This is a genomic window from Myxococcus sp. AM011 (assembly GCF_013372595.1).
Classification (GTDB): domain Bacteria; phylum Myxococcota; class Myxococcia; order Myxococcales; family Myxococcaceae; genus Myxococcus; species Myxococcus eversor.
Genome location: NZ_JABXEM010000012.1, coordinates 50,995 through 75,997, shown reverse-complemented (window position 1 = coordinate 75,997; position 25,003 = coordinate 50,995). Strand labels below are relative to the sequence as shown.

General features: G+C 69.3%; 19 protein-coding genes. 13 read left to right on the top strand and 6 right to left on the bottom strand.

Annotated elements, in window-relative coordinates; all coding sequences use genetic code 11:
* The 9 genes from HUW62_RS04480 to cysI form a co-directional block, all read left to right on the top strand.
* Positions 1 to 4,097, top strand: a 4,097-nt coding sequence (locus HUW62_RS04480) for an amino acid adenylation domain-containing protein (protein ID WP_176433649.1), incomplete at its 5' end; no start/stop codon positions are given.
* An 88-nt stretch (positions 4,098 to 4,185) separates the two neighbouring features.
* Positions 4,186 to 5,409, top strand: a complete 1,224-nt coding sequence (locus tag HUW62_RS04475) for an alpha-hydroxy acid oxidase (RefSeq protein WP_176433648.1) — start codon at positions 4,186 to 4,188, stop codon at positions 5,407 to 5,409.
* A gap of 484 nt (positions 5,410 to 5,893) precedes the next feature.
* Positions 5,894 to 6,646 carry a phosphoadenylyl-sulfate reductase gene (locus HUW62_RS04470; RefSeq protein WP_163870290.1) on the top strand — a complete coding sequence of 251 codons (753 nt, stop codon included), beginning with the start codon at positions 5,894 to 5,896 and terminating at the stop codon, positions 6,644 to 6,646.
* Between the two features lie 14 nt (positions 6,647 to 6,660).
* Positions 6,661 to 7,317, top strand: a complete 657-nt coding sequence (locus HUW62_RS04465; protein ID WP_176433647.1) for a bifunctional precorrin-2 dehydrogenase/sirohydrochlorin ferrochelatase — start codon at positions 6,661 to 6,663, stop codon at positions 7,315 to 7,317.
* The gene (gene cobA, locus HUW62_RS04460; protein ID WP_163870288.1) at positions 7,314 to 8,114 is read left to right on the top strand and encodes a uroporphyrinogen-III C-methyltransferase; all 801 of its coding nucleotides are present in this window, start codon (positions 7,314 to 7,316) and stop codon (positions 8,112 to 8,114) included. The genes HUW62_RS04465 and cobA overlap by 4 nt, the downstream gene beginning before the upstream one ends.
* On the top strand, positions 8,107 to 9,024 hold the full coding sequence (cysD, locus tag HUW62_RS04455) for a sulfate adenylyltransferase subunit CysD (RefSeq protein ID WP_163870287.1): 918 nt from the start codon (positions 8,107 to 8,109) through the stop codon (positions 9,022 to 9,024). Before cobA ends, cysD begins: the two co-directional genes overlap by 8 nt.
* Positions 9,024 to 10,757 (top strand): GTP-binding protein, encoded by a 1,734-nt coding sequence (locus HUW62_RS04450; protein ID WP_163870286.1) that lies wholly within the window; start codon positions 9,024 to 9,026, stop codon positions 10,755 to 10,757. Before cysD ends, HUW62_RS04450 begins: the two co-directional genes overlap by 1 nt.
* Entirely contained in the window at positions 10,754 to 12,595 is a 1,842-nt protein-coding gene (locus tag HUW62_RS04445; RefSeq protein ID WP_163870285.1) for an assimilatory sulfite reductase (NADPH) flavoprotein subunit, read from the top strand. The genes HUW62_RS04450 and HUW62_RS04445 overlap by 4 nt, the downstream gene beginning before the upstream one ends.
* Positions 12,596 to 12,620: 25 nt before the next feature.
* On the top strand, positions 12,621 to 14,312 hold the full coding sequence (gene cysI, locus HUW62_RS04440) for an assimilatory sulfite reductase (NADPH) hemoprotein subunit (RefSeq protein WP_176433646.1): 1,692 nt from the start codon (positions 12,621 to 12,623) through the stop codon (positions 14,310 to 14,312).
* 13 nt (positions 14,313 to 14,325) lie between these two features.
* Here cysI and HUW62_RS04435 read toward each other — a convergent pair whose 3' ends face one another.
* Genes HUW62_RS04435 through HUW62_RS04425 form a run of 3 tightly spaced genes read right to left on the bottom strand, consistent with a single transcriptional unit; the run spans position 14,326 to position 17,222 of the window.
* Positions 14,326 to 14,922: an HD family hydrolase gene (locus tag HUW62_RS04435; RefSeq protein WP_205522843.1), complete on the bottom strand. Its 597-nt coding sequence runs from the start codon at positions 14,920 to 14,922 to the stop codon at positions 14,326 to 14,328.
* A 45-nt stretch (positions 14,923 to 14,967) separates the two neighbouring features.
* Positions 14,968 to 16,026 (bottom strand): SDR family oxidoreductase, encoded by a 1,059-nt coding sequence (locus HUW62_RS04430; RefSeq protein WP_176433645.1) that lies wholly within the window; start codon positions 16,024 to 16,026, stop codon positions 14,968 to 14,970.
* On the bottom strand, positions 16,023 to 17,222 hold the full coding sequence (locus tag HUW62_RS04425) for an MFS transporter (protein ID WP_176433644.1): 1,200 nt from the start codon (positions 17,220 to 17,222) through the stop codon (positions 16,023 to 16,025). The genes HUW62_RS04430 and HUW62_RS04425 overlap by 4 nt, the downstream gene beginning before the upstream one ends.
* 106 nt (positions 17,223 to 17,328) lie before the next feature.
* Here HUW62_RS04425 and HUW62_RS04420 point away from each other — a divergent pair, with 106 nt between their 5' ends.
* On the top strand, positions 17,329 to 18,234 hold the full coding sequence (locus HUW62_RS04420) for a LysR family transcriptional regulator (protein WP_176433643.1): 906 nt from the start codon (positions 17,329 to 17,331) through the stop codon (positions 18,232 to 18,234).
* 15 nt (positions 18,235 to 18,249) lie between these two features.
* Here HUW62_RS04420 and HUW62_RS04415 read toward each other — a convergent pair whose 3' ends face one another.
* The gene (locus tag HUW62_RS04415) at positions 18,250 to 19,113 is read right to left on the bottom strand and encodes an NAD-dependent protein deacetylase (protein ID WP_163870280.1); all 864 of its coding nucleotides are present in this window, start codon (positions 19,111 to 19,113) and stop codon (positions 18,250 to 18,252) included.
* 162 nt (positions 19,114 to 19,275) lie between these two features.
* Between HUW62_RS04415 and HUW62_RS04410 the strand changes: the two genes are divergently transcribed.
* Both HUW62_RS04410 and HUW62_RS04405 read left to right on the top strand, forming a co-directional pair.
* The gene (locus HUW62_RS04410) at positions 19,276 to 20,919 is read left to right on the top strand and encodes a M48 family metalloprotease (RefSeq protein WP_176433642.1); all 1,644 of its coding nucleotides are present in this window, start codon (positions 19,276 to 19,278) and stop codon (positions 20,917 to 20,919) included.
* Positions 20,920 to 20,960: 41 nt separating this feature from the next.
* On the top strand, positions 20,961 to 21,416 hold the full coding sequence (locus HUW62_RS04405) for a GNAT family N-acetyltransferase (RefSeq protein WP_163870278.1): 456 nt from the start codon (positions 20,961 to 20,963) through the stop codon (positions 21,414 to 21,416).
* Positions 21,417 to 21,645: 229 nt separating this feature from the next.
* Here the strand turns inward: HUW62_RS04405 and coaA are convergent, their stop codons facing one another.
* Both coaA and HUW62_RS04395 read right to left on the bottom strand, forming a co-directional pair.
* Complete coding sequence (coaA, locus tag HUW62_RS04400; protein ID WP_176433641.1) at positions 21,646 to 22,596, bottom strand: type I pantothenate kinase; 951 nt, start codon at positions 22,594 to 22,596, stop codon at positions 21,646 to 21,648.
* Between the two features lie 64 nt (positions 22,597 to 22,660).
* A complete protein-coding gene (locus tag HUW62_RS04395; protein WP_163870276.1) occupies positions 22,661 to 23,392 on the bottom strand; it encodes a M90 family metallopeptidase in 732 nt (243 codons plus the stop codon).
* Between the two features lie 171 nt (positions 23,393 to 23,563).
* Between HUW62_RS04395 and HUW62_RS04390 the strand changes: the two genes are divergently transcribed.
* Positions 23,564 to 24,928 carry a BamA/TamA family outer membrane protein gene (locus HUW62_RS04390; RefSeq protein ID WP_176433640.1) on the top strand — a complete coding sequence of 455 codons (1,365 nt, stop codon included), beginning with the start codon at positions 23,564 to 23,566 and terminating at the stop codon, positions 24,926 to 24,928.
* The last annotated feature ends 75 nt before the right edge of the window (positions 24,929 to 25,003 follow it).

The following is a 25,003-nucleotide window of genomic DNA, read 5'->3' as shown; positions in this document are numbered from 1 at the left end:
GCGTCGAGCTTCCCCTCCGCGCCCTCTTCGAGGCGCCCACCGTCGCCTCCCTCGCCGCTCGCATCCTCTCGGCCTCCCGCGAGGGCTCCACCGCTCAGCCGCCTCCCATCCTCCCTGTCCCTCGCACCGGCCCGCTGCCCCTCTCCTTCGCTCAGCAGCGCCTCTGGTTCATCGACCAGCTCCAGCCCGGCTCCTCCACCTACAACATGCCCTCCTTCGTCCGCTTGGACGGGCATCTCGACATCAACGCGCTCCAGCTCAGCTTCGATGAGCTCGTCCGTCGCCACGAAGCGCTCCGCACCACGTTCTTCGAACTGGATGGTCAGCCGTTCCAGCGCATCACGCCCGAGGGCGATCTCCCGCTGGTGCGTGTGGATCTCCGAGGCCTCGACGCGGAGACCGCGCACCAGGAGGTCCAGCGCGGACTGAGGGAGGAGTACCAGCGGCCCTTCGACCTCTCCACGGGTCCGCTCATCCGCGCTCAAATCCTGGAGCTGAGCGACACCGAGCATGTGCTCGCGCTCAACATGCACCACATCGTCTCCGACGGTTGGTCCCTGGGCGTGCTCATCCAGGAGATCGCCGCGCTCTATGACGCCTTCTCCCACGGCAGGCCGTCGCCGCTCGCGCCGCTCTCCATCCAGTACGCTGACTTCTCCGTCTGGCAGCGCGGCTGGCTCCAGGGCCCCGTGCTCGACGCCCAGATTGCCTACTGGCGCAAGCAGCTCACGGGCGTCCTCCCGCTGGCGCTGCCCATCGACAAGACCCGGCCTCCGCTGCAGACGTTCCGAGGGTCCACGCTGCCGGTCTTCCTCTCGAAGCCCGTCTCGGATCAGCTCAAGGCCCTCGGTCAGCGTGAAGGCGCTACGCCGTTCATGCTGCTGCTCGCGGCATGGCAGCTCCTGCTCGCCCGCTACTCGGGACAGGAAGACATCGCCGTCGGCTCGCCCATCGCTGGCCGCCACCGCTCGGAAGTCGAAGGGCTCATCGGCTTCTTCATCAACACGCTCGTGCTTCGCTCCCATGTCGACTCACGCGGGTCCTTCCTCCAACTGCTGCGACAGGTGAAGGAATCCGCGCTGGGTGCGTACGCCCATCAGGACATTCCCTTCGAGCGGCTCGTCGAGGAGCTCCAGCCCGCGCGCGACATGAGCCGCAGCCCGCTGTTCCAAGCACTCTTCGCGCTTCAGAACACGCCTGAGTCCGCCATCCAGAAGACGGAGCTGACGCTCAGCCCCGTGGACCTGGGCAGCGTGGCGGTCACCGCCAAGTTCGAGCTTCAGTTGAACCTGACGGAGGTGTCTGAAGGTGTCTTCGGAGGACTCGGCTACAACTCCGACCTCTTCGAGCGCTCCACCATCGAGCGCATGGCGCGGCACTTCGAGCTGCTCGTCGAGTCCCTCGTGGCTCGGCCCGAGGCCCCGCTCTCCGCGCACGCCATGCTGACCGACGAGGAGCGGCGAAGCGTCCTCGTGGACTGGGCCTCGGCTCCCGCGCACGTCTCTCCCGACTCCACCATGCCCGCTGTCTTCGCCGACGTCGTCGCTCGCGCTCCGGACTCCGTCGCCGTCCTCTTCGGAGACGCCTCCCTCACCTACCGCCAGCTCGACGAGCGCTCCAACCAGCTCGCCTGGCACCTGCGCTCCCTCGGCGTCGCCACCGACTCCCGCGTCGCCATCGCCGTCGACCGCTCCGTCGAGCTCATCGTCGCCCTCGTCGCCATCCTCAAGGCCGGCGCCGCCTACGTCCCCCTCGACACCAAGTACCCCCGCGAGCGCCTCGCCTCCATGCTCGTGGACGCTCAGCCCCAGGTCCTCGTCTCCACCCGCGCCTTCCTCGACAAGCTGCCCGCCGACGGACTGACGTGTGTCCTCTTGGACGAGGTCTCCCTGGCCACCAGCTCCACCCAGGCCCTGCCTCCTTCCGCCCTCCCCGCGTCGCTCGCCTATATCGACTTCACCTCCGGCTCCACTGGCAAGCCCAAGGGCGTCGGCTGCACCCACAGCGGTGTCATCCACACGCTCATCGGCATCGACCACATCCCCTTCGGGCCCGAGCAGACCCACCTCCTCCTCGCCCCCATCTCCTTCGACGCCTCCACCTTCGAGATTTGGGGCGCCCTGCTCCATGGGGCTCGCCTCGTCGTTCTTCCTCCCGAGACCCCCTCACTGGAAGAGTTCCTCCAGACAGCGGCCCGTCACGCCGTCACTTCCCTCTGGGTCACCAGCGGCCTGTTCTCCCAGCTCGTCGAGAGCCGCCTCCCCGCGCCCCCTTCCCTTCAGCGCCTCCTTACCGGTGGTGACGTCGTCTCGTCGCTCCATGTCCGCCGCGCGGTGCAGGACTGGGGCATCCCGGTCACCAACTGCTACGGCCCCACCGAAACCACCGTCGTCGCCACCACCTTCTCCATCACTCGTGCCGACGACGTCGGGCCTTCACTCCCCATCGGCAGAGCCACCAACGGCACCCGCCTGCTCGTCCTCGACGCCTCGCTCCAGCCCGTCCCCATCGGCATCGTCGGAGAGCTCTTCATCGGCGGTGATGGCCTTGCTCGCGGCTACGTCGGCCAGCCCGGCCTCACCGCCGAGCGCTTCGTCCCGGACCCGTTGTCCTCCGTTCCCGGCGCCCGCCTCTATCGCTCCGGAGACCTCGTCCGCTGGAACCATGATGGAACGCTCGCCTTCATCGGTCGCGCCGACGCACAGGTGAAGGTGCGCGGCTTCCGCATCGAGTTGCCTGAAATCGAAGCCGCGATGCTCGCGCACCCGTCCATCCGCGAAGCTGTCGCCATCGCGCGTGAAGACGTCCCCGGAGACAAGCGCCTCGTCGGCTACTTCGTCGGTGACGACCTGGACGCCGTCTCCCTGCGCGCGTTCCTCAAGGCTCGGCTCCCCGAGTACATGGTGCCGTCGTTCCTGCTCCGCCTGGACGCGCTCCCGCTCACCTCCAACGACAAGATTGACCGCAAGGCACTGCCTCCTCCCGAGGCCGTCCTCTCCGCTCCTTCGGCCGCCCACGTCGCGCCTCGCACTCCCACCGAGGAGCTGCTCGCCTCCATCTGGGCGCAGGTCCTGCGCGTGCCCCAGGTGGGCGTCGAGGACGACTTCTTCGAGCTCGGTGGACACTCGCTCCTGGCCATCAAGCTGATGGCGCGGATTCGCGAGCGCACCGGTGTCTCGCTTCCCGTCACCGCGCTCTTCCAGGGCTCCAGCATCGAGCGTCTGGCGCCGTTCCTGGAGCAGCAGCAGGACGGCACGCGCGCCACGCCGAACCTCGTCCGTCTGGACTCGGGCACCTCCACCGAGCGCCCGCTGTTCCTCGTCCACGGAGGAGGCGGCAGCGCGCTGGGCTACACGGAGCTGGTGCGACAGCTCGCCCCGAGCCGCCCCATTCATGGCCTCTCCGCGAGCGGCCTCGAGGGAGGCGAGCTGCCCCCCGCCTCCGTCGAGATTCTCGCGCGCGACTACCTCTCCCAGCTTCGCGCCGTACAGCCGCATGGGCCCTACCTGCTCGCGGGCTGGTCCTTCGGCGGACTCGTCGCCTACGAGATGGCGCGTCGCCTCCAGGCCTCGGGCGAGCAGGTGGAGTTGCTCGCCCTGCTCGACAGCCATGCCCCCAAGGCGGAGCCGCGACCGACTCCGGATGCCCTGACGCAGCTCGCGGGCTTCGGACAGGTGCTCGGACTGCCGTGGCGCGAACTCCCGGTGGACCCGGAGCGCCTGGCCCGACTCGAAGGCCGCGAGCGGCTCCGCTACCTGCTGGAGCTGACACGCCGCGTTTCCTCTCAGGCCATCGACCTGGACGTCGACGCGGCGGAGCGACTCTTCGCCCTCTACCAGCAACTGAGCGAGGCCCAGCGAAACTACGTCCCCACGGGCGCGCGGTACGAAGGGCCCACCGTGCTCATCAAGGCCGCGACGCCTCCGCCTGGACTCACCGTGACGGAGGACCTGGGCTGGGGCGCATGGCTCGCCTCCGAGCCGACGGTGCACGAGGCACCGGGCGACCACTACACGATGCTGCGCGCGCCCCACGTCACGACGCTGGCCGAACTGTTCGCCCGTCTCCTCGCCACGCTGAAGCGAGACGCGGCGTGATGCACGCCCACCGCGCTCCCGCTATCGTCACCGCGGCTGCCCCCGGAGTGGCCGCGCCCGGGGGGCACCTCCCGATGGAGCACGCATCATGATTGTCAGCATCGATGACCTGCGCCAGCGAGCACGGCGGCGGCTGCCACGAACCGTCTTTGACTACGTGGAAGGCGCCGCGGATGACGGCTTCACCGTCGACGCCAATCGACGGAGCTTCGACCGGTATCTCTTCCGCGCCCGCACCCTGGTGGACGTGAGCAAGGTGGACCACTCCACCTCACTGCTGGGCGAGAAGCTGGCCACTCCCATCGTCCTGGGGCCCACGGGACTCGCTGGGCTGCTCGCGCCTCGCGGCGAAGAGCTGGCCGCGAAGGCCGCGGCGAGTCGCGGCGCCATCTTCACGCTCAGCACCATGTCCATCGGAACCATTGAAGAGGTGGCCGCCGTGGCGCCCGCGCCCCTCTGGTTCCAGCTCTATGTGTGGAAGGACCGGGGCGTCACTCGTGCGCTGGTGGAGCGCGCGAAGGCGGCGGGCTACCGTGCGCTGTGCCTCACGGTGGATGTGCCCGTCATGGGCAACCGGGAGCAGGACCGACGCAATGGCTTCACCCTGCCTCCTCGCATCCACTTCTCCAACGTGATGGACGTGCTGCGCCACCTGGGCTGGGTGCTGCGCATGTCGTCGAGCCCGCGAGCCACCTTCGGCAACTTCGTGGACCACCCCTCGCTGACGCGCACGGATGCGGTGGGCATCGCCCGCTTCACCAACAGCCAGTTCGACGCGTCGGTGACGTGGGAGGACGTCGAGTGGCTTCGCTCCATCTGGTCCGGGCCGCTCGTGCTCAAGGGCATCACCTGCGCGGAGGATGCGCGGAAGGCCGTCTCGCTGGGCGTCGAGGCCCTCGTCGTCTCGAATCACGGAGGCAGACAGCTCGACTTCCTCCCGGGCGCCATCGACGTGCTGCCGGAGGTGGTGGACGCGGTGGACGGTCGCGCGGAGGTCGTCCTGGACGGAGGCATCCGCCGAGGCTCCGACGTGGTGAAGGCCATCGCCATGGGCGCGCGCGCCTGCATGGTGGGGCGGCCGTTCCTCTATGGCCTCGCCGCCAACGGCCAGGCGGGCGTGGAGCTGGCGCTGGACATCCTCTGCGCCGAGATGGACCGAACGCTCGCGCTGCTGGGCCGTCCTCGGCTCGCGGAGCTGGACCGCACCGCGCTGCGCGTCGATGCGCCGGCCTCCCTGGAACCCACCAGGTCCTCCGCCCGTCGGGAAACATCCACCGTCACGCTGCGCGTGGGTGGGACACTCGACACCTGAGTACCCCTCGGGGACAAAGAGGTCGGGTTGACGGCGTGCCGAGACAGCCGTTAGCTTGCGATTCCGTGTTGATGCCTTCCACCCCGATGGCCGCGCTGTTCCGCCGCTGCTGTCGGTCGTGTGCCTGTTGTGCCCTGTCGGGCCTGGGCTGTTGAAGCGCGCGCCGGAAGCTTCCTGATTCCCTCCGCGCCTCGCCCGGCCCCACCTCCCTCCCGAGGTCTGGGTCTGTTCCGCCGTTTCCCGCACACCGCTTCCCGACGCTCCTCCATGCACCTCGCCACCATCCACCAGAACTCGATGCAGCAGGCGCCCCACGGGGCCCGCTGTGCGTGCTGTCTGGCGTGTGCGTGTGTGGCGTGTCCGCCTGACGGCGGGCCCCGAGCCTCGAGGAGTGGATAGCAGCACCACCCCACCTCCCCTGCTCGCGCGGCCCGCCCTCGAAAGAGGCGCGGGCCTTGTTGTTTTTCATCCCCTGGAGTCCACCGTGTCCGCCTCGTCGTCCCCCACCACTCCTCTCGGAATCGCCCACGAGCCAGCAGAGCTGCTCGCGGAAGCCGCCTCGCTCGAAGCCGCCTCCGCCGAGGAGATTCTCGCCTGGGTGGAGCAGCGGCTCGGAGCTCGCGCCGCCATCGCCTCCAGCTTCGGCGTGGAGGACATGGTCCTCATCGACCTGGCGCGAAAGCACGCGCCCAGCCTGCGCGTCTTCACGCTCGACACCGGTCGCCTGCCACCGGAGACGTACGAGCTCATCGAGGTCGTCCGCAATCGCTACGGCATCCCGGTGGAGACCTACTTCCCGGAGCGAGGCCGCGTCGAGGCGCTGGAGTCGACGCAGGGCTGCTTCTCGTTTCGTCGCAGCCTCGAGGCGCGCAAGGAATGTTGCGCCATCCGCAAGGTGGAGCCCTTGCGACGCGCGCTGCATGGCCGCGACGGCTGGGTGACGGGGCTGCGCCGTGAGCAGTCCATCAACCGCACCGACGTCGCCGTCGTCGAGCACGACCGCGAGCACGGTGGACTCATCAAGCTCAACCCGTTGGCGGCCTGGAGCCGGCAGCAGGTGTGGACGTACATCCAGACGAACTCCGTCCCGTACAACGCCCTGCATGACCGGGGCTACCCGTCCATCGGCTGCGCGCCATGCACCCGCGCGGTGAAGCCTTACGAGGACGAGCGCGCGGGCCGCTGGTGGTGGGAGTCCCGCGAGCACAGCGAATGCGGCCTGCATCCCGTCCGGTGACGTGGACCACGAACATGCCGACCGTCACTCCTGTCGACTATCCCATCTGCCTCCGGCTGGAGGGCCGCCGCGTCCTGCTGGTGGGCGGCGGCACCATCGCCGAGGGCCGGGCCCTGGCCCTGCTCGAAGCGGGCGCACGGCTCCACCTGGTGTCCCCCGAAGTCACCGACACGCTCCGACGCCTGGCCTCCGAGGGACGACTGGAGTGGGAGCGCCGGACCTATGCGCCGGGCGATGTGCGCGGCCACGCGCTGGTGCTGGCCGCGACGGATGACGCCGAGGTGAATCATCGCCTCACGGCCGAGGCCCGAGCGCTGGGCCTGTGGGTGAACACCGCCGACGAGCCGGAGCTGTGTGACTTCACCCTGCCCTCCGTGGAGCGACGAGGCCCCATCACCGTGGCGGTCTCCACCGCCGGACAGGCCCCCGCGCTGGCGCGCCTCCTGAGGCGTGAGCTGGGCGCCCACGTCGCGCCCCACCACGTGTGGCTGGCGAGGTTGAGCGGCTGGCTGCGCAGGCGACTGCCTCGCGGCCCGGGGCGACAGCGCCTGCTGAAGCGGTTGGTGGAGGGTGAGCTCGGCGCACTGCTCGCGCGCGGTGAGCGTGGAGCCGCCGTGGCTCGGCTCCGTTCGGAATTGAAGACCTTCAAGTCGTCTGGAGAGTTCACATGAAGGAGTCGTCGAGAGGTCGCGTGTACCTGGTGGGGGCGGGCCCCGGAGACCCGGAGCTGCTCACGCTGCGCGCGGCGCGCCTGCTGCGCGAAGCGGACACCGTGGTCCATGACCGGCTCATCCACCCCGGAGTCCTGGAGCACGCGCGTCCCCATGCGCGCCTCATCTACGTGGGCAAGGAAGGCGGGGGCGAGTCCGTCCAGCAGGAAGACATCCACACCGTGCTCATCGCCCAGGCGCGACTCGGCCGCACCGTGGTGCGTCTCAAGGGAGGAGACCCGTTCGTCTTCGGTCGTGGAGGAGAGGAGGCCCTGGCCCTGGAGGCCGCGCGCATCCCCTACGAGGTGGTGCCCGGCATCTCCTCGGGCATCGCGGTGCCCGCGTCGGTCGGCATCCCCGTCACCCATCGGGACGTCTCCGGTGAGGTGACGTTCGCCACCGCGTTCCGCGCGGGCGGCGCGCCGGATTGGGACTTCCTCGCGCGCACCCAGACGCTGGTGCTGTTCATGGCGGGCAACCGCCTGGAAGAGGCCACGGCGGCGCTGGTCACCGCCGGACGGGCCGCCTCCACACCCGCCGCCTTCGTGGAGGCAGGCACCTGGGAGCACCAGCGCGTGGTGGAAGCCACGCTGGGAGACATCGCCCAGGAGGCGCGCAAGGCCGGGCTGGGCTCTCCGGCCCTGCTGGTGATTGGCGAGGTCGTCGCGCTGCGAGCGCGGCTGCCCACGCTCGCTGCGGGGAATCACACGACGGCGGGGGAAGCGCTTCCCCGGTTCGCGGAGGCGGGACATGACTGACGTGACGCACGCTCGCTCAACGCACCTGGAGGAGCTGGAGGCGGAGAGCATCCACATCCTCCGCGAGACGGTGGCGGAGTTCGCCAACCCGGTGATGCTCTACAGCATCGGCAAGGACTCGCAGGTGCTGCTGCACCTGGCGCGCAAGGCCTTCCACCCCGCGCCCCTGCCCTTCCCGCTGCTCCACGTGGACACGACGTGGAAGTTCCGGGACATGTACGCGTTCCGAGACTCCTTCGTCGCGCGCCACGGCCTCCGGCTGCTCGTGCATCAGAACAAGAAGGCGCTCGCGGAGGGCATCAACCCCTTCGACCACGGCAGCCAGAAGTACACGCACGCGATGAAGACGCAGGCGCTGCTGGAGGCGCTCGCGCAGCACGGCTTCGACGCGGCCTTCGGCGGAGCCCGCCGCGACGAGGAGAAGTCCCGCGCCAAGGAGCGGGTGTTCTCCTTCCGCGACAAGCATGGCCAGTGGGACCCGCGTCGGCAGCGGCCGGAGCTGTGGAACCTGTTCAACGGCCGCGTGGACGCGGGCGAGAGCATGCGCGTCTTCCCCCTGTCCAACTGGACGGAGCTGGACGTGTGGCACTACGTCCTGCGCGAGAAAATCCCGGTGGTGCCGCTCTACTTCGCCGCCGAGAGACCCGTCATCGACCGGGGCGGCACGCTGCTGATGGTGGATGACGAGCGCATGCGCCTGCGGCCCGGGGAGAAGCCCACGCTCCGGAGGGTGCGGTTCAGGACGCTCGGGTGCTACCCGCTCAGCGGCGCCATCGAGTCCTCCGCCACCACGGTGGAGGCCGTCATCCACGAAATGGTCCACGCGCGACAGTCCGAGCGCCAGGGCCGACTCATCGACCACGACGAAGAAGGCTCCATGGAGCTGAAGAAGCGCGAGGGGTACTTCTGATGGACACCGCACTCCAGGCCGTCCCGCAACCCGACATCCAGCGGCTCCTCGACGAGCACTCCCACCGCGCCCTGCTTCGGCTCGCGGTGGTGGGCTCGGTGGACGACGGCAAGTCCACGCTCATCGGTCGGCTGCTCTATGAGTGCGACGGCCTCTTCGAAGACCAGATCTCCGCCGTGAGACGGGCCAGCGCGAAGCGGGCGGCGGCTCGCACGGAGATTCCCCCGGAGCTGCTGGCCCAGGGCCTCAAGGCCGCGGCGGGCGCCGGTGACGAGGAGGAGCTGGACTTCTCCCTCTTCACCGACGGCCTGCGCGCCGAGCGTGAGCAGGGCATCACCATCGACGTGGCGTACCGGTACCTGTCCACGTCGCGCCGGAAGATCATCATCGCGGACACTCCTGGGCACCTCCAGTACACGCGCAACATGGCCACGGGCGCCTCCACGGCGGACGCGGGCGTCATCCTGGTGGATGCGCGGCTGGGCGTGCTGCCCCAGACGCGTCGCCACGCGTACATCGCCTCGCTGCTGGGCATCCCCTACCTCGCGGTGGTGGTGAACAAGATGGACCTGGTGGGCTACGAGCGCGCGACGTTCGAGCGCATCGGCTCCGAGTTGGCGGACTTCGCGCACACGCTGGGCTTCGAGGGCGTGCGCCTGTTCCCCGTCAGCGCCAGCCGGGGCGACAACATCACCATCCCGAGTCCCCGCACGCCCTGGCACGAGGGCGGCACGCTGCTGGGCTGGCTGGAGTCGCTTCCGCACCAACGCCGGCTGGATGGCGCGCCCTTCCGCTTCCCCGTGCAGTACGTGCTGCGGCCCCACCAGGATTACCGGGGGCTGGCGGGACAGGTGGCGTCCGGCACGGTGCGCGTGGGGGACGAAGTGCAGGTGTTGCCCTCGGGACGCAGGACGCGCGTACAGGCCATCGACACCTTCGACGGCCCCAGGGAGGAAGCCTCCGCGACGGACTCCGTCACGCTGCGGCTCACGGACGAGGTGGACGCAAGCCGAGGCGACCTGCTGTCCCATGTGGACCAGCCGCCCCTGTCGTTGCAGCACCTGGACGCGATGCTGGTGTGGTTCGGTGAGCAACCGCTGGATGTCACGCGCCGCTACCTGGTGAAGCAGACCACCCGCACCGCGCCCGCGCAGTTCGAGCGCGTGCTGTGGCGCAAGGACCTGGAGGAGCTGGCGGAGGTGCCCGCGGAGTCGCTGGCGCTCAACGACATCGGCCGCGTCCGGCTGGTGTGCCGCCGTCCCCTGCTGTGCGACCCGTATCAGGAGAACCGGCGCACGGGAGCCTTCATCGTCATCGACGCGCTCACCCACGACACGGTGGGCGCGGGCATGGTGCTGGGGCCCGCGGAGTCCACGTCGCGTGCCGGGGTGTCGCTCGTCACGAGCGCCGAGCGGCATGGGCGACTGGGCCAGGCGGGCGCCGTGGTCCTCCTCCCCGCCACACCCGATGCGGCCAGCCGCGCCTTCGCGCTGGAGCGCGAGCTGTTCAACCTGGGCCGTCATGTGGCCACCGTGTCCGGTGACGTGGAGGTGGCCCTGGCCCTGGCTCGCGCGGGACTGTTCGCCCTGGTGTACGCGGAGGCGCCACAGGTCCGGCGCGCGCTGCGTGAGGAGGCCCATGACGCGGGCACGGGCTGGTGGGAGTTGGAGGACGCCGAGGCCCCGGAGCAGTGGGTGCGGCGCCTCACCGCGACACCGGAGAGCGGAACATGAGCGCCTCTTCTCCAGGCAACCTCAGCCTGTCATCCCCGCCCTTCATCGACGCGCTGCTGGGCGCGGAGAAGAGCGCGCGGCTGCTCGAGCTGGTGGCGGGGCTGGACCCGGCGGCGCTGCACTGGCTGAGCGGCTATGCCGCGGGACTCGCGGCACGACCCGGCGTGGCGGCCACGACAGGCGCCATCAGCGTGGCCCCCACGGCGACTCCGGCCGCGCCGCTCACCATCGTCTACGGCACGCAGACGGGAAACAGCCGGCTGGTCGCGGAGCGCCTCAAGCACCAGACGGAGAGCAGTGGACTTCCCGTGCGCATCATCCGGGCCAGTGAGTACCCGGTGCGGGAGCTGGCGCGCGAGAAGCTGCTGGCCGTGGTCATCAGCACGCAGGGAGATGGAGACCCGCCCGATGACGCGCGCGGCTTCTGCGAGCACCTGCTGGGCAAGCGCGCGCCTCGGCTGGAGGGCCTGCGCTACGCGGTGCTCGGACTCGGAGACTCCAGCTATCCGAAGTTCTGCGAGGTGGGACGGGCGCTCGATGCGCGACTGTCGGAGCTGGGCGCCACGCGACTGGTGGACCGCGCCGACTGCGACCTGGACTTCGAGCCCATCGCCACAGGCTGGCTGGACCAGACGCTCGCGCGGGCTCGCGAAGCCATCGAGCCCCGCGCGCCCGCCGTCGCCACCGTCGTCCCGCTGCGAGGCGCCACCACCGCGCCCACCATCAGCAAGGAAGCCCCCTTCTCCGCGACGGTGCTGGTCAATCAACGCATCACCGGAAGGGGCGCGCTCAAGGACGTCCGCCACGTCGAGATTTCCCTCGAAGGCTCCGGCCTGGAGTACGCGCCGGGCGACGCCCTGGGCGTGTGGGCGCCCAATCCTCCGGAGCTGGTGGACGCCGTCCTGAAGCAGCAGCGGTTGGATGGCGCCGAGCCCGTGACGCGCGATGGGAAGACTCAAGCCCTGGCGGTCTGGCTCTCGGAGGGCCTGGAGCTGACGCGCCTGAGCCGGCCCTTCCTGGAGCGCCACGCCACGCTCGGCGCGAGCACGGTGCTCCAGTCCCTGCTGGCGCCCACTGGAGCGGACTCGTTCCGCGCGCTCCTCAAGAGCCATCAGGTCATCGACGTGCTTCGCCAGCACCCCGCGCCCTGGAGCGCGAAGGAGCTGGTGCTCGCGCTGCGCAAGCAGACGCCCCGGCTGTACTCGATTGCCTCAAGCTCCAAGCGCGTGGGCGAGGAGGCGCACCTCACGGTGGCGGTGGTCGACTACACGGCCTTCGGCGAGCGTCACCTCGGGGCCGCGTCGTCCCACCTGGCCACGCGCGGGGCGGACGCGGAATCGGTGCGGGTCTTCGTGGAGCACAACGAGCGTTTCCGGCTGCCGGAGAACCCGGACCGGGACGTGGTGATGATTGGCCCTGGCACGGGCGTGGCGCCCTTCCGGGCCTTCGTGCAGGAGCGCGCGGAGGTCGGCGCGCGCGGACGCAACTGGCTGTTCTTCGGGGAGCAGCACTTCCGCAGCCAGTTCCTCTATCAGTCGGAGTGGCAGGAGGCGTTGAAGAAGAAGACGCTCCACAAGCTGTCGCTGGCCTTCTCCCGCGACACGGCGGCGAAGGTCTACGTGCAGCACCGCCTGCGCGAGTCCGGCAAGGAGCTCTACTCCTGGCTGGAGGGCGGCGCCCACCTCTACGTCTGCGGCGATGCCCAACGCATGGCCCCGGATGTCCACGCCGCCCTGGTGGACGTCATCGCCGAGCACGGTGGCCGGAGCCGCGAGGACGCCGAGGACTGGCTGAAGACACTCCGCGACGAGCGGCGCTACCTGCGTGACGTCTACTGAAGTCCCTTCGCCTGTGAGCAAAGACATGAGCACCCAGCCCAAGCCTCTCTCCGAAGTGGAGCACATCAAGGCGAACAGTCGACTGCTGCGGGGGACGCTGGCGGAGAGCCTGGCGGACCCCGTGACGGGCGCCATCGCCACGCCGGACACCAGCCTCATCAAGTTCCACGGCAGCTATCAGCAGGACGACCGCGACATTCGCGAGGAGCGTCGACAGCAGAAGCTGGAGCCGGACTACAGCTTCATGCTGCGCACCCGGCTGCCCGGAGGCGTGTGCACCGCGGCGCAGTGGCTCGTCATGGACGGGCTCGCGCGGGAGCACGCCAACGGCACCCTGCGCATCACCACGCGGCAGGCGTTCCAGTTGCACGGCATCCTCAAGGGAGACCTCAAGCCGACGATTGCGCGCATCAACGCGTCCCTCATCGACACGCTGGCCGCCTGCGGCGACGTCAATCGCAACGTGCTGTGCAACCCCAACCCCGTGGACACCCGCGTCCATGCGGTGGTGTACGACTGGGCGGTGCGCCTGTCCGAGCACCTGCTGCCGAAGACTCGCGCGTACTACGAGCTGTGGTTGGACGAGGAGAAGGTGGCGGGCGGCGAGGAGGAGCCGCTGTATGGCGCCACCTACCTGCCCCGGAAGTTCAAGGCCGCCGTCGCGGTGCCGCCCGAGAACGACGTGGACCTGTTCGCGCAGGACCTGGGCTACATCGCCATCATCGAGGACGGCGTCCTTCAAGGTTTCAACGTCGCGGTGGGCGGCGGCCTGGGCGCGACGCACGGTGATGCCAACACCTTCCCAAGGCTGGCGGATGTCCTGGGCTTCGTGGCTCCCGAGCGGATGCTCGTGGTGGCCGAGGAGGTGCTGAAAATCCACCGCGACTTCGGAGACCGGGGCAATCGCAAGCGCGCGCGCCTGAAGTACGTCCTCGAGGACCGGGGTGTCGCCTGGTTCAAGGAGGAGCTGGAGCGCCGGCTCGGCTTCGCGCTGGAGCCCACGCGGCCCTTCACCTTCGAGCACAACGGAGACCGCTTCGGCTGGCGGGAAGGCCATGACGGGCGCTGGCACCTGACGCTGCACCTGGACAGCGGCCGCATCGCGGACCGTCCTGGCGCGCCGCACCTCACGGGGCTGCGCGAGATTGCCCAGATACATGGGGGAGACTTCCGGCTGACGCCCAACCAGAACCTCGTCATCGCGGGTGTCCCGCCTGAGTCGAAGGAGCACATCGACGCGATTGTCCGGGCCCACGGCCTGGAGAGCTTCCGGACCTCCAGCCCGCTGCGGCGCAACGCGCTCGCCTGCGTGGCCCTGCCCACGTGCGCCCTGGCCATGGCCGAGGCCGAGCGCTACCTGCCGACCTTCGTGGAGCGCGTGGAGTCGCGGCTCCAGGCCCATGGACTCGAGGACGCCAACATCCTGCTGCGAATCACCGGTTGCCCCAATGGCTGCGCGAGGCCCTACCTCGCGGAGATTGGCCTCGTGGGCAAGGCCCCTGGTCGCTACAACCTGCACCTGGGCGGAGATGCACGAGGCCAGCGACTCAACCGGCTCGTGCGGGAGAACATCGACGAGGCGACCATCCTCGAGGTGCTGGAGCCGCTGTTCGCGGGGTATGCGAGAGAGCGCCAGCAGGGTGAGGGCTTCGGCGACTACCTGGTGCGGGCGGGGCATGTCCCCGCGCCACCCTCCCGCGCATCTCAGGCCGCCTGAGCGACTCCTCCGCTCACGCGCCGAACAAGCCGCGCTGGCGGGCCTCTTCCAGTCGGCCCTCCAGGTACTCCCACAAGGCGGGGCAACCCGCCTGGATGGGGGGAGCGACGCGCGCCACCACCCGCGCGTGACTGATGCCGTTCTCCCGCCAGCTCTGCCCTTCGTTGGCCAGGTTCAGCAGCACCGGCATCGCGCGGTCCACCGCATGGGCATAGCGGGCCTCGGCGGTCTCCCCCGCTTCGAACTCCTTCCATGACGCCAGGAAGGCGGGCCCGTGCGGTGGAGGCAGCAGGCCGAAGATGCGCTCCGCCGCCGCCAGCTCCGCCGCCTTGCGCTCCTTCCAGCCGCCCTCGACGAAGGCCAGCGTGTCGCCGGTGTCGATTTCTCCCACGTCATGCACCAGGAGCATCCGGACCACGCGGTCCAGGTCGATGCCCGGCGGAGCATGCTGGGACAGGGAGAGGGCCAGCATGGCCAACTGCCAGCTGTGCTCCGCGGAGTTCTCGTAGCGAGCAAGCCCCAGCGGCTTCACCTTGCGAGTCACACCCTTGAGCTTGTCCAGTTCCAGGATGAAGCCGATGACCTGCTGCATTCCGTCGCCCTGAGCCATGCGGGGATTGTTCCCCACGCTCCGGGCGCACTCAACTCCCAAGCGTCAGGGGATGACCTTCGCGCGACGGAAGTCGTCGAAGAGGCGCAAGAACATGGCTTCGGTGTCGACGAACTCATGGAAGCCAAAGCGCCGCGCCTTGGTGCCGTCCGCGAACATGTCGTAGTCCCACGAGAAGACGAAGTCGCCGAAGCGCCAGGAGGACACGTCCTGGTAGGAGTGATTCGCCAGCCCGTGCTTCGCAGTCATGGCCTTCCACAGCGGCTCCTTGTCGGCCATGACGACGTCGAGCGACATCGGCAGCGGTGGAGCGACCTCCAGCTCGAAGTAACGCGCGATTTTCGGCCACAGCTCGCTCCAGCGGAACAGGTCCCCGTTGTTGATGTTGAAGGCCTGGTTCGCGCAGCGCGCCTCCGTCGCCGCCCACACCGTCGCCTTCGCGAGCAGGCCCGCGTCGGTCATCTCCAAGAGCGAGTGGTATGCCCCAGGCTTGCCAGGGAAGCGCAGCGGCAACCCCAGCTCCTTGGAGATGGATGCGTAGACGGCAATCACCAGGGCCAGGTTCATCGGGTTGCCGAGCGCGACGCCGCCCACCACCGACGGACGCAGCGCGGTCCACGTCCACGCCTTGCCCTTCTGCCGCTGTTCGAGGAAGCGCTGCTGGTCCACGTTGAACTCGGGCGGCATGTGGTCCGGGTCCGTCTCCCGCGCGGGCGTCTTGAAGGGCCCCAGGTGTGCGCCGTAGACCTTGTAACCCTGCATGAGGCTGACGTGGCGCAGGCCCTTGGCCACCGGTTCAATAGCCTCCACCACGTTGACGAGCATCGCGAGGTTGGGCGTGACCAGCTCCGCCCACGTCGGCCGCTCCTGATACGCGGCGTAGAAGACATGCGTCACGTGGCCCAGGTCCGCCAGCTTCGCCCGGGTGTCCTCCGCGTCGAGCAGGTCCACCTGTACGTGCCGCACGCGCTCGGAAGCAGGGCCGCCTCGTCGGGACAGACCGATGACTTCCCAGTCCCCCAGTGACGCGAGGTGCTCGATGAGGTTGCGACCGATGACGCCCTGCGCGCCCACCACGAGGGCGACCTTGTCGAGGGCGCTCATGACACACCTCCTTGCAGCACTCGCGTCCCTGGAACACCGGGGCGCCGCTCGCGAGACTCCAGGCGCAACGCCACCAGCACGATGACGATGGCGGACACCGGCACCAGCGCGGACACCCAGGTGAGGGCGCCCAGTCCAGGGCCCCGGTCGATGATGAGGCCGCCGAACCAGGCGCCCAACGCATTGCCGAGATTGAAGGCGCCGATGTTGAGGCTCGACGCCAGGCTCTGGCCGGCCCCCTCCGCCTTCTCCAGCACCCACATCTGGAGCGGTGGCACGGTGGCGAAGGCCGCCGCGCCGAACAGGCCCACGGCGACGACGGTGAGGACGCGGTCATGCAGGACGAAGGTCATCCCGAACAGCACGAGCGCCAGGACCGTGAGGGTGCCGAGGATGGCGGGCACCAGTCGCCGGTCCGCGAGCTTGCCGCCCACCAGGTTGCCCACCACCAGCCCACCGCCGAACACGAGCAGGATGGGAGACACCGACGACGGGGAGAAGCCACTGAGTCGCGTCAGGAGGGGCGCGATGAAGGTGAACACGGTGAACACCCCGGCGAAGCCGAGCACCGTCGTCAGAAGCCCCAGCAACACCGGCCGTCGGCCCAGGGCCCGCAGGTCGGCGCGCCAGTCGCTCGCCTCGGGTGCCACCTCGTCGCGCGGGACGAATAGCGCAATCACCGCCACGGCGAGCAGGCCAATCAGCGCCACGGCCCAGAACGTCGAGCGCCACCCGAGCGACTGCCCCAGCCACGTGCCCAGCGGCACACCGAGGATGTTGGCCACCGTCAGGCCGGTGAACATGATGGCGATGGCGGACGCGCGCTTGTCCGCGGGCACCAGGCCCGTGGCCACCACGGAGCCCACGCCGAAGAAAGTCCCGTGAGAGAGCGCGGTCAGCACGCGCGCGGCCATCAGCGTGCCGTAGGTGGGCGCCAGCGCGCAGAAGACGTTGCCCAGCGTGAAGATGACCATCAGTCCCAAGAGCACGTGCTTGCGGGTCCAGCGGCCCGTCAGCACGGTGAGGACGGGGGCTCCGGCCACGACGCCCAGTGCGTAGCCGGAGATGAGCAGGCCCGCCGTGGAGATGGAGACACCCAGGTCGGTGCCCACCTCCAGCAAGAGGCCCATGATGACGAACTCCGTGACGCCGATTCCAAAGGCGCCCGCGGTCAATGCGAACAAGGCCAGCGGCATGATTCGCGGCCCTCCCGTGAAGAAGTTGGATGGGCCCTTGTATGGACGGCACGAATTCGCTGCGGTAGAGCGACGTGCGGAATAGGACTTGTGAGTTCGGCTCACCATGGCTCGTCTGGACGTCAATCGCTTCGGGGAGATGGAAGTCTTCGTGAAGGTGGTGGAGCTGGGAGGCTTCTCCGCCGCGGCGAGGGCTTTCCGGATGACGCCTTCGGCGGTGAGCAAGCTGGTGGCCCGGCTGGAGCAGCGGCTGGGAGCCCGGCTGGTCAACCGCTCCACGCGTTCGCTCCAGCTCACCCCGGAGGGCTGCGGTTTCTATGAGCGCAGCGTGCGAATCCTCGGCGAACTCGACGAGGCCGAGCGCGGGGCCGCCGCGAGCGACGAGCCGAGTGGACGGCTGCGCGTCAACACCAACCCGGCCTTCGGGCGCTGCATCCTCATCCCGCTGCTGCCCGGCTTCCTCGCGCGATATCCCTCGGTGACGGTGGACCTCACGCTGACGGACAAGCTCATCGACCTGCTCGATGACCGCACGGATGTGGCGATTCGCAACGGGCAGCTCAAGGACTCCCAGCTCACCGCGCGCAGACTGGGTGAGACGCGGATGGTCATCGTCGGCTCGCCGGACTATCTCAAGCGCCAGGGCGTGCCGAAGACACCAGGAGAGCTGGCGTCACACAACCGCCTGGGCTTCAGCTACGCGCGCGCCATCGAGGGCTGGCCCCTGACGGAGTCTTCATCACAGCACTCCCTCGCGCCGGTCGGCAACGTCCAGGCGAGCGATGGCGAAGCGCTGCGACAGCTCGTGCTGGCGGGAGTGGGGCTGGCGCGGCTGGCGCGCTTCCAGGTGAAGGGCGACCTGGACGCGGGCCACCTCGTGGCCGTGTTGGAGGAGCACAACCCCGGCGACACGGAGGCCATCCACGCCCTCTTCCTGAGCCAGGGCGGGCACCTGCCCGCGCGCGTGCGGGCCTTCGTGGATTACCTCACCACGCACGTTCGCCTGCCCTGAGGCGCGGCGGAGTCTTCAGCTTCGCGCCAGCGCCTGGGCCAGTCGCGGCAGCACGTCCCCGGCGCTCGCCTCCACGCACAGGTCCGCCAGCTCCACGCCGCGACACTCGCCAATGTTGACGATGGCGATGGGCACGTGGCGCTCGGCGGCGCGTACCAGGAAGCGATAGCCGGAGTAGATGGCGAGCGACGAGCCCACCACCAACAGCGCGTCTCCCTCTTCCAGCAAGGCGAAGGCATCCGCCACCGTGGGCGCGGGCACGTTGTCGCCGAAGAACACCACGTCCGGCTTCAGCGTCCCGCCACAGCGCACGCACGCGGGCACCTGGAAGGACTGGAGCGCCTCCGAGGACAGCTCCGCGTCGCCATCCGGCCGCAGCTCCAGCACCTCGTGGGCGAAGTCCGGGTTGAGCGACAGGAGGCGCGCCTGGAGGTCCACTCGCGCCTCCTGCGCCCCACAGTCCAGACAGCGCACCCGCGCCAGCGCACCGTGCAACTCGATGACACGCGAGCTGCCCGCGGCGTGGTGGAGCCGGTCCACGTTCTGGGTGATGAGCCCTGGCACGTGCCCGTTCCGCTCCAGCGCCGCCAGCGCCTGGTGCGCGGGATTCGGGTGGGCGGAGGCGAAGCGGGGCCAGCCGAGCAGGCTCCGGGCCCAGTAGCGAGCCCGCACCTCGGGACGCTGGAGGAACTCCCGGTGCTGGATGGGATTGCGCGCGCGGGCCCGCGTCCCCGGCCCCCTGTAGTCCGGGATGCCCGACTCGGTGCTGCACCCCGCGCCGGTGAGCACCACGGTGCGCCGTCCTCGCAGCAGTGAGACCAGCGCATCCACGTCCTGGCTGGCTCCGGGAACAAGCGACGTCTGCGACGAAGGGGTCATGGCGGCCTACGTATAATGGCCTCCCCGGTGCCTTGCCCAGACTCCGTGTCGTGCCCGCGCGGGCGTCGACCGCGCCTCCCACCTCGCGGGGCAGGCCGACGGCCGGGCCTCTGCTCGAGGCCCGTGTTAGGCTGACTCGCAGGGGCCAGTCCGAGGAAGTTCATGTCCGCGTGGGTATTTCTCCTCCTCGAGGAGCAGCACCGGTGGCGGCTCATCGTGGGGATTCCACTCGCGATGGCGCTGTTCCTGGGACTGGGACTGCTGTTCTCCTGGCTCGCCGGGCGCGCGCTGTCGTCAGCGCAACTCGGTCAGATCCAGACGGACCACCAGCACCTGCTGCGCGAGGAGCAGACGGCGAGCGAACGGCGCGTGGACCGGTGCTACAGCGCGGTGCTCTGGTTCTCGTCACTGCTGTTCTATGTCGCAGTGCCGATGATGGTGGTGCTGACGCTGGCCGCCTCCGGTGCACTGCTCCTCGCCATGACGCAGATGCCCGTCATCCCCCTGAAGCTCATGCTCATCGTGATGCTCGCCTGCATCGGCGGAATCGTCGGCATCTTCCGGGGCCTGTTCATCCGCGACTCGCAGCTGGACGAGGGCCGCGCACTGAAGCGCGAAGAAGCCCCGCGCCTCTTCGCCGCACTGGAGGAAGTGGCGACCATCGCGAAGTCGCGCGAGGTGGACCGAGTCCTCATCGACGCGGGCACGGGAATCGGGGTGAGCGAGCGAGGCGGACGACTGAGGGTGCTGCTCGGCGGCGGTGAGCGCGTCCTGCGCCTGGGGATGGGCGTCGTGCGACGGCTCACCGTCTCCGAGTTCAAGTCCATCCTCGCGCACGAGTACGGCCACTTCTCCCACGGCGAGACGCGGCTGACGCCCATCATCGGCCGCATCCAGGCCCAGATGGTCCGCACGGTCCACGCCATCCAGGAGGGAGGCTGGGCCATCATCAATCCCGTGTGGTGGTTCCTGCGCGCGTACTTCTTCGTCCACCTGCGCATCACCGCCGGGCACGGACGCCGCCGGGAGTTGCTCGCGGACCGGATGTCCGCGCTCGCCTACGGCGGTGACACCTTCGGCCGTGCGCTGACGAAGGCGATGGAGAGCAGCGACGCGTTCAGCCGGAGCCTGGAAGTCGCCGCGAGGCTGCGAGCGACAGGACGTCCCACGAAGGACCTGTTCCACACCATGGACGTCGTCGCGAGGGACACACCGCCCGCGTTCCAGACCTTCCTCCGCGAGCGACTCTTCTCGCGCGCAGTGGACGCGTACGACTCCCACCCGCCCGCCGCCGAGCGCATCGAGCGCGTCACGGGCCTGTCCGGCCACCGCCCGGTCGAGGACGACTCCGCGCTGACACTGTTCGCCGACGCCGGGACACTCACCGCCGAGCTGGGGGGCGAGCTGCTCTCCACCCTGGAGAACACACTGGCGGGCCAGGGACATGAGGCCGCCGCACCCGTGGACGTGACGGACGCGGAGCGGGACAGGCTCGCCGCCGCGCTCGCCCTGCATCACGCGGCCGTCGTCCTGGGCGAGCACCAACACCCCGCCGCCTATCCCCTGCTCCAGGAATCGGTGGGTCGCATCGAGGAGACCGCCGGAGAGCAGCACCCGTACCTGGTGCCGCTGCTCACGGACCTGTCGAAGCTCCACGTCGAACACGAAGCGCTCGAAGCCGCGAGACAGGCGCTCCAGCGCGCCATCGCCATCGTCCAGTCGCGACCGGACCACGTGCCACACGAGGTGGACGCGCTCAACGTGTTGCTGTCGGAGATTCCCAGCCACGAGTCCCGCACCACCTGAGCCTCCGCGCGGAGCGCGCATCCGTGGTAGACGCCTTGCGCATGCCGAACTGGCAATGGAAGGCGTTCTCGGAGCTGACGCTGGACGAGCTGTATGACGTGCTCGCCCTGCGGCAGGAGGTGTTCGTGGTGGAGCAAAAGTCGCTCTACCTGGACGTGGACGGACTGGACAGGAGCGCGGACCACCTCCTCGCCCATGAGGGCGCTCTCCTGGTCGCCTACCTGCGCATCCTCCCGCCCGACGTGAAGTTCCCGGGGGCCACCAGCATGGGCCGCGTGGTGACGTCGCCCAAGGCACGAGGCCGGGGCCTGGGCCGCGAGCTGACGCAGCGAGGTATCACCCGGCTCGAAGCGCTCTACCCCAACATGGACATCCGCATCTCCGCGCAGGACTACCTGCGGGCCTTCTACGCGAGCCTCGGCTTCGACGCGGAAGGTGACATCTACGACGAGGACGGCATCCCGCACATCGAGATGGTCCGCCGTCCTCGCCGTTGAGCGCCCTGACGCCCGGGATTCCGGAGCGTGCGGCCAGTCCGGAGGTTGGAACGCGCTCAGTCTCACTGCATGAGGAGCGCGAGGCCTCCGTCAAGAAGGCCCTCTGGAGCAGCGGGCCATGGGGTTGGTCCAGGAGCAGGAGGACCCGATGCTGAAGGCGTGGCTGCGCGCTCGACTCGCGGGCCAGGAGGACGGCTCGCTGTGCGGGACGCCCGCTCCGACGCCGTGACTACAGCTTGCGCAGCCGCACGCGCTTCACCTTGTGGTCCGGGCCCTTGAGCAGGATGAGCCGGGCGCGCGAGCGCGTGGGCGCGATGTTCTGCGCCAGATTGGGGCCGTTGATGTCGCCCCACACGGACTCGGCCATGACCACGGCCTCTTCCTTCGTCAGGTCCGAGTACCGGCGGAAGTAGCTGCGCTCGTCGCGAAACGCCGTCTGCTGGAGCCGCAGGAAGCGGTCCACGTACCAGCGACGGATGTCCTGCTCGCTCGCGTCCACGTAGATGGAGAAGTCGAAGAAGTCCGACAGGAACGTGTGCGGCACCCGCTGCCCGGTGGCGCCGGACTGGAGGACGTTGAGCCCTTCCAGGATGAGGATGTCGGGCTGGCGGATGACCTTCGCCTCGTCGGGCACCACGTCATAGACGAGGTGGGAGTAGACGGGCGCCGCCACCTCCGCGCGCCCCGCCTTCAGCTCCGCGAGCAGGCGCACCAGCGCGCGCCGGTCATAGCTCTCCGGGAAGCCCTTGCGCTTCATCAGCCCGCGCTCGGTGAGGATGCGGTTGGGGAAGAGGAAGCCGTCCGTCGTCACCAGCTCCACGCGCGGGTGGTCCGGCCACCGGGCGAGCAGGGCCTGGAGGATGCGGGCCGTGGTGCTCTTGCCCACCGCCACGCTGCCGGCGATGGCGATGATGAACGGCACCTTGCTCGTGGAGCCACCCAGGAACGCCTGCTGCTCCATCCACAGTCGCTGCGCCGCGGCCACCTGGAGGTTCAGCAACCGCGACAGGGGCAGGTAGACATCCGAGACCTCTTCCAGGTCCAGTTGCTCCCCCAGGCCGCGCAGGCCGTCCAGGTCCTCCGTCGTGAGCGTCAACGGCGTGGACTCGCGCAGCGCCCGCCAGGCTTCGCGCTCCAGCTCGACGAACATGGACACCGAGGGCGCGGCGGGTGCGGACATTGAGTGTCTCTCCTCCGGATGCTTGATACCGCGCCTACCACAGCGCCGCGGTCCGCGCGCGGGCTCAGGTGCCCGAAGCCGGGTCCCAGCCGTAGAAACGCTTCAGCTCTTCATACAAATCCGGCGTCTTCTCGCGCATCTTCACGGGGCGCTCGAAGAAGTTCTCGGTGGCCACCGCGAAGAACTCCGCCTCGTTGACGGCCCCGTAGTCATCCAGCACCTGGCGCTCCCGGGGGCGGCCCTCCTGGAGTGCGTGGTAGTGCTCGCTCATCACCGCGGCCCAGGTCCGATAGTGCGAATAGCTGCGCAGCTTCGGTGTCCCGTCGAAGGCGCCATCCGCGCGGTCCAGGACGTGGGCGAACTCGTGCGTGGCCGTGTCGTGGCCGTCGTCCGGATTGCGCAGGCCGCCGAGCACCGCCGCCCAGGAGAGGATGACGGAGCCCCAGTTCTTCGCCTCGCCGAGCACCACGCCAGTGCGGTCCGGCAGGAGGAAGGCATCGGGGTAGACGATGACTTCGCGCAGCCGGTCGTAATAGGACAGGTCCAGGTGCACCACGAGCTGCACGGCGGTGGCGGACACGACGACGCGAATCTCGTCGGTGATTTCCAGCCCGCCCGCGCCGATGAACTCCTTCTCCCAGGCGAAGACCTTCAGCTTGGAGAGGAAGTCCTCGCGCAGCGCGGGCGACAGCGTGGCGAAGAAGGGCACTCGCGCGTCGAGATGACCGAGCCAGTCGGGAGGAAAGGGTCGACGCATGAGACGTCGGCGCCGGAGCTGGCTGAAGAGGCCGGTCATTCGGTCGGCGCCCCGGGGACCCCCAAGGCTTCCTGGAGACAGGCATAGCAAATGTTTCGCGGAAGTTCCTTGTCCACAGTCCATGACCCCACCGGACACCGGGAGCGGTAGGGTGGGCCCCGTGGGTCCAGGCCGGCGGCCCCGAGGCAGTCACGGGACGTGCGACGAGTCATGAGCAGACGTGTGGCGAAGTGGTGGGTGGCCCTGGGAATCGCCCTGATGTCGGGGCAGGCAGGCGCGCAGGGACCGGGGCAGGTGGTGGACGAGGTCGTGGTGCGAGGCCCCGAGAAGACGCTCCCGGAGACGGTGCGCTCGTATTCGCGCATCGACGCTGGCGACGAAATCACCTTCGAGGAGTTGGACAAGGTCGAGCGACGGCTCGTGGCCACCGGCCTGTTCCAGGAGGTGAAGGCGCGAGTCGAGCCCACGGGCCCCAACCGTGTGCGCCTCATCCTGGAGGTGGAGGACAAGGCGTCCTGGGTGGTGGCTCCCACGTTCGCGCTGTCTTCTGACAACGTCGGCGGCGGTCTCTTGTACGCGGAGAACAATCTCTGGGGCCGGGCCAAGAAGTTCGCGACGGCCGCGCAGGTGAGCACCGCGGAGAGCGGCTTCTTCGCCGGATACCTGGACCCGAACCTCTTCGGCCTGCCGCAGCTTCGGTTCAGCCTGGAGGGCCAGCTTCGCAGCGACCGCATGGACGAGTACCAGCCCGGAGCGGGACAGGAGGACCCGAAAGTCGTGCGCCGGACACGAATCAACTCGGCGTCCATCTCCAGCGAGCTGGGGGTGATGCTCTTCGAGCGCGTGCGCGCCGCCGTGAAGTACCGGCTGATGAGCATCGACGCGAAGTCCCCGGACCCGGAGAAGGAGGTCACCACGCCCGCGTTCTCCATCGGGCCGTCGCAGCGTGATGCCTCCCTGCGCCTGATGGTGGGAATCGACACGCGGCAGAACCTCCACGCGGTGATGGAGGGCGTCAACCTGGAGGCGTCCTACGAGGTGTCGAACCCGGGCGTGTGGAGCGAGTTCCGCTACGAGCGCTTCGGGTTGCTGTACCGCCATGGATTGCGCCTCTTCGAGGAGCACAACCTGGTGCTGCGGGGCGAAGCCGCCACGGGCGTGGACCTGCCCTTCCACCAGGAGCTGGTGATGGGAGGCAACGGCCTGCGGGGCTTCGTCCACCGTCAGTTCCGAGGCGACACCCGCCTGTCCTTCATCGCCGAGTACCACTTCCCCCTCTTCACCATCCGCTCCCTGTCCTTCCGGGGCGTGGGCTTCTCCGACACCGGGTTGATGATGTGGCGCGAGCTGCCCGCGGACCGCGAGCTGCGGGACGTGAACGGGCGCGTGGTGCGCGGCTATCTGCCCGACAGCAAGAGCGGGTTGAAGGGCGCCACCCTGGCGCAGGGTGTGGGCGCGGGACTGCGGCTCTATCTGCGCAACCTGGTGCTGCCCCTGGTGGGCGTGGACGCGGCCTACGGCGTCAACTCGGGGGAGTTCCGTTTCTATCTGGTGGCGGGAGTGAGCCCGTCCTGAGGCAGACTGTCAGCCGGGCTGGCGGCATGGCGTCAGGTGCGACGCCTCCGCTGGCCGTGGTGCCCCAGGTCTGGT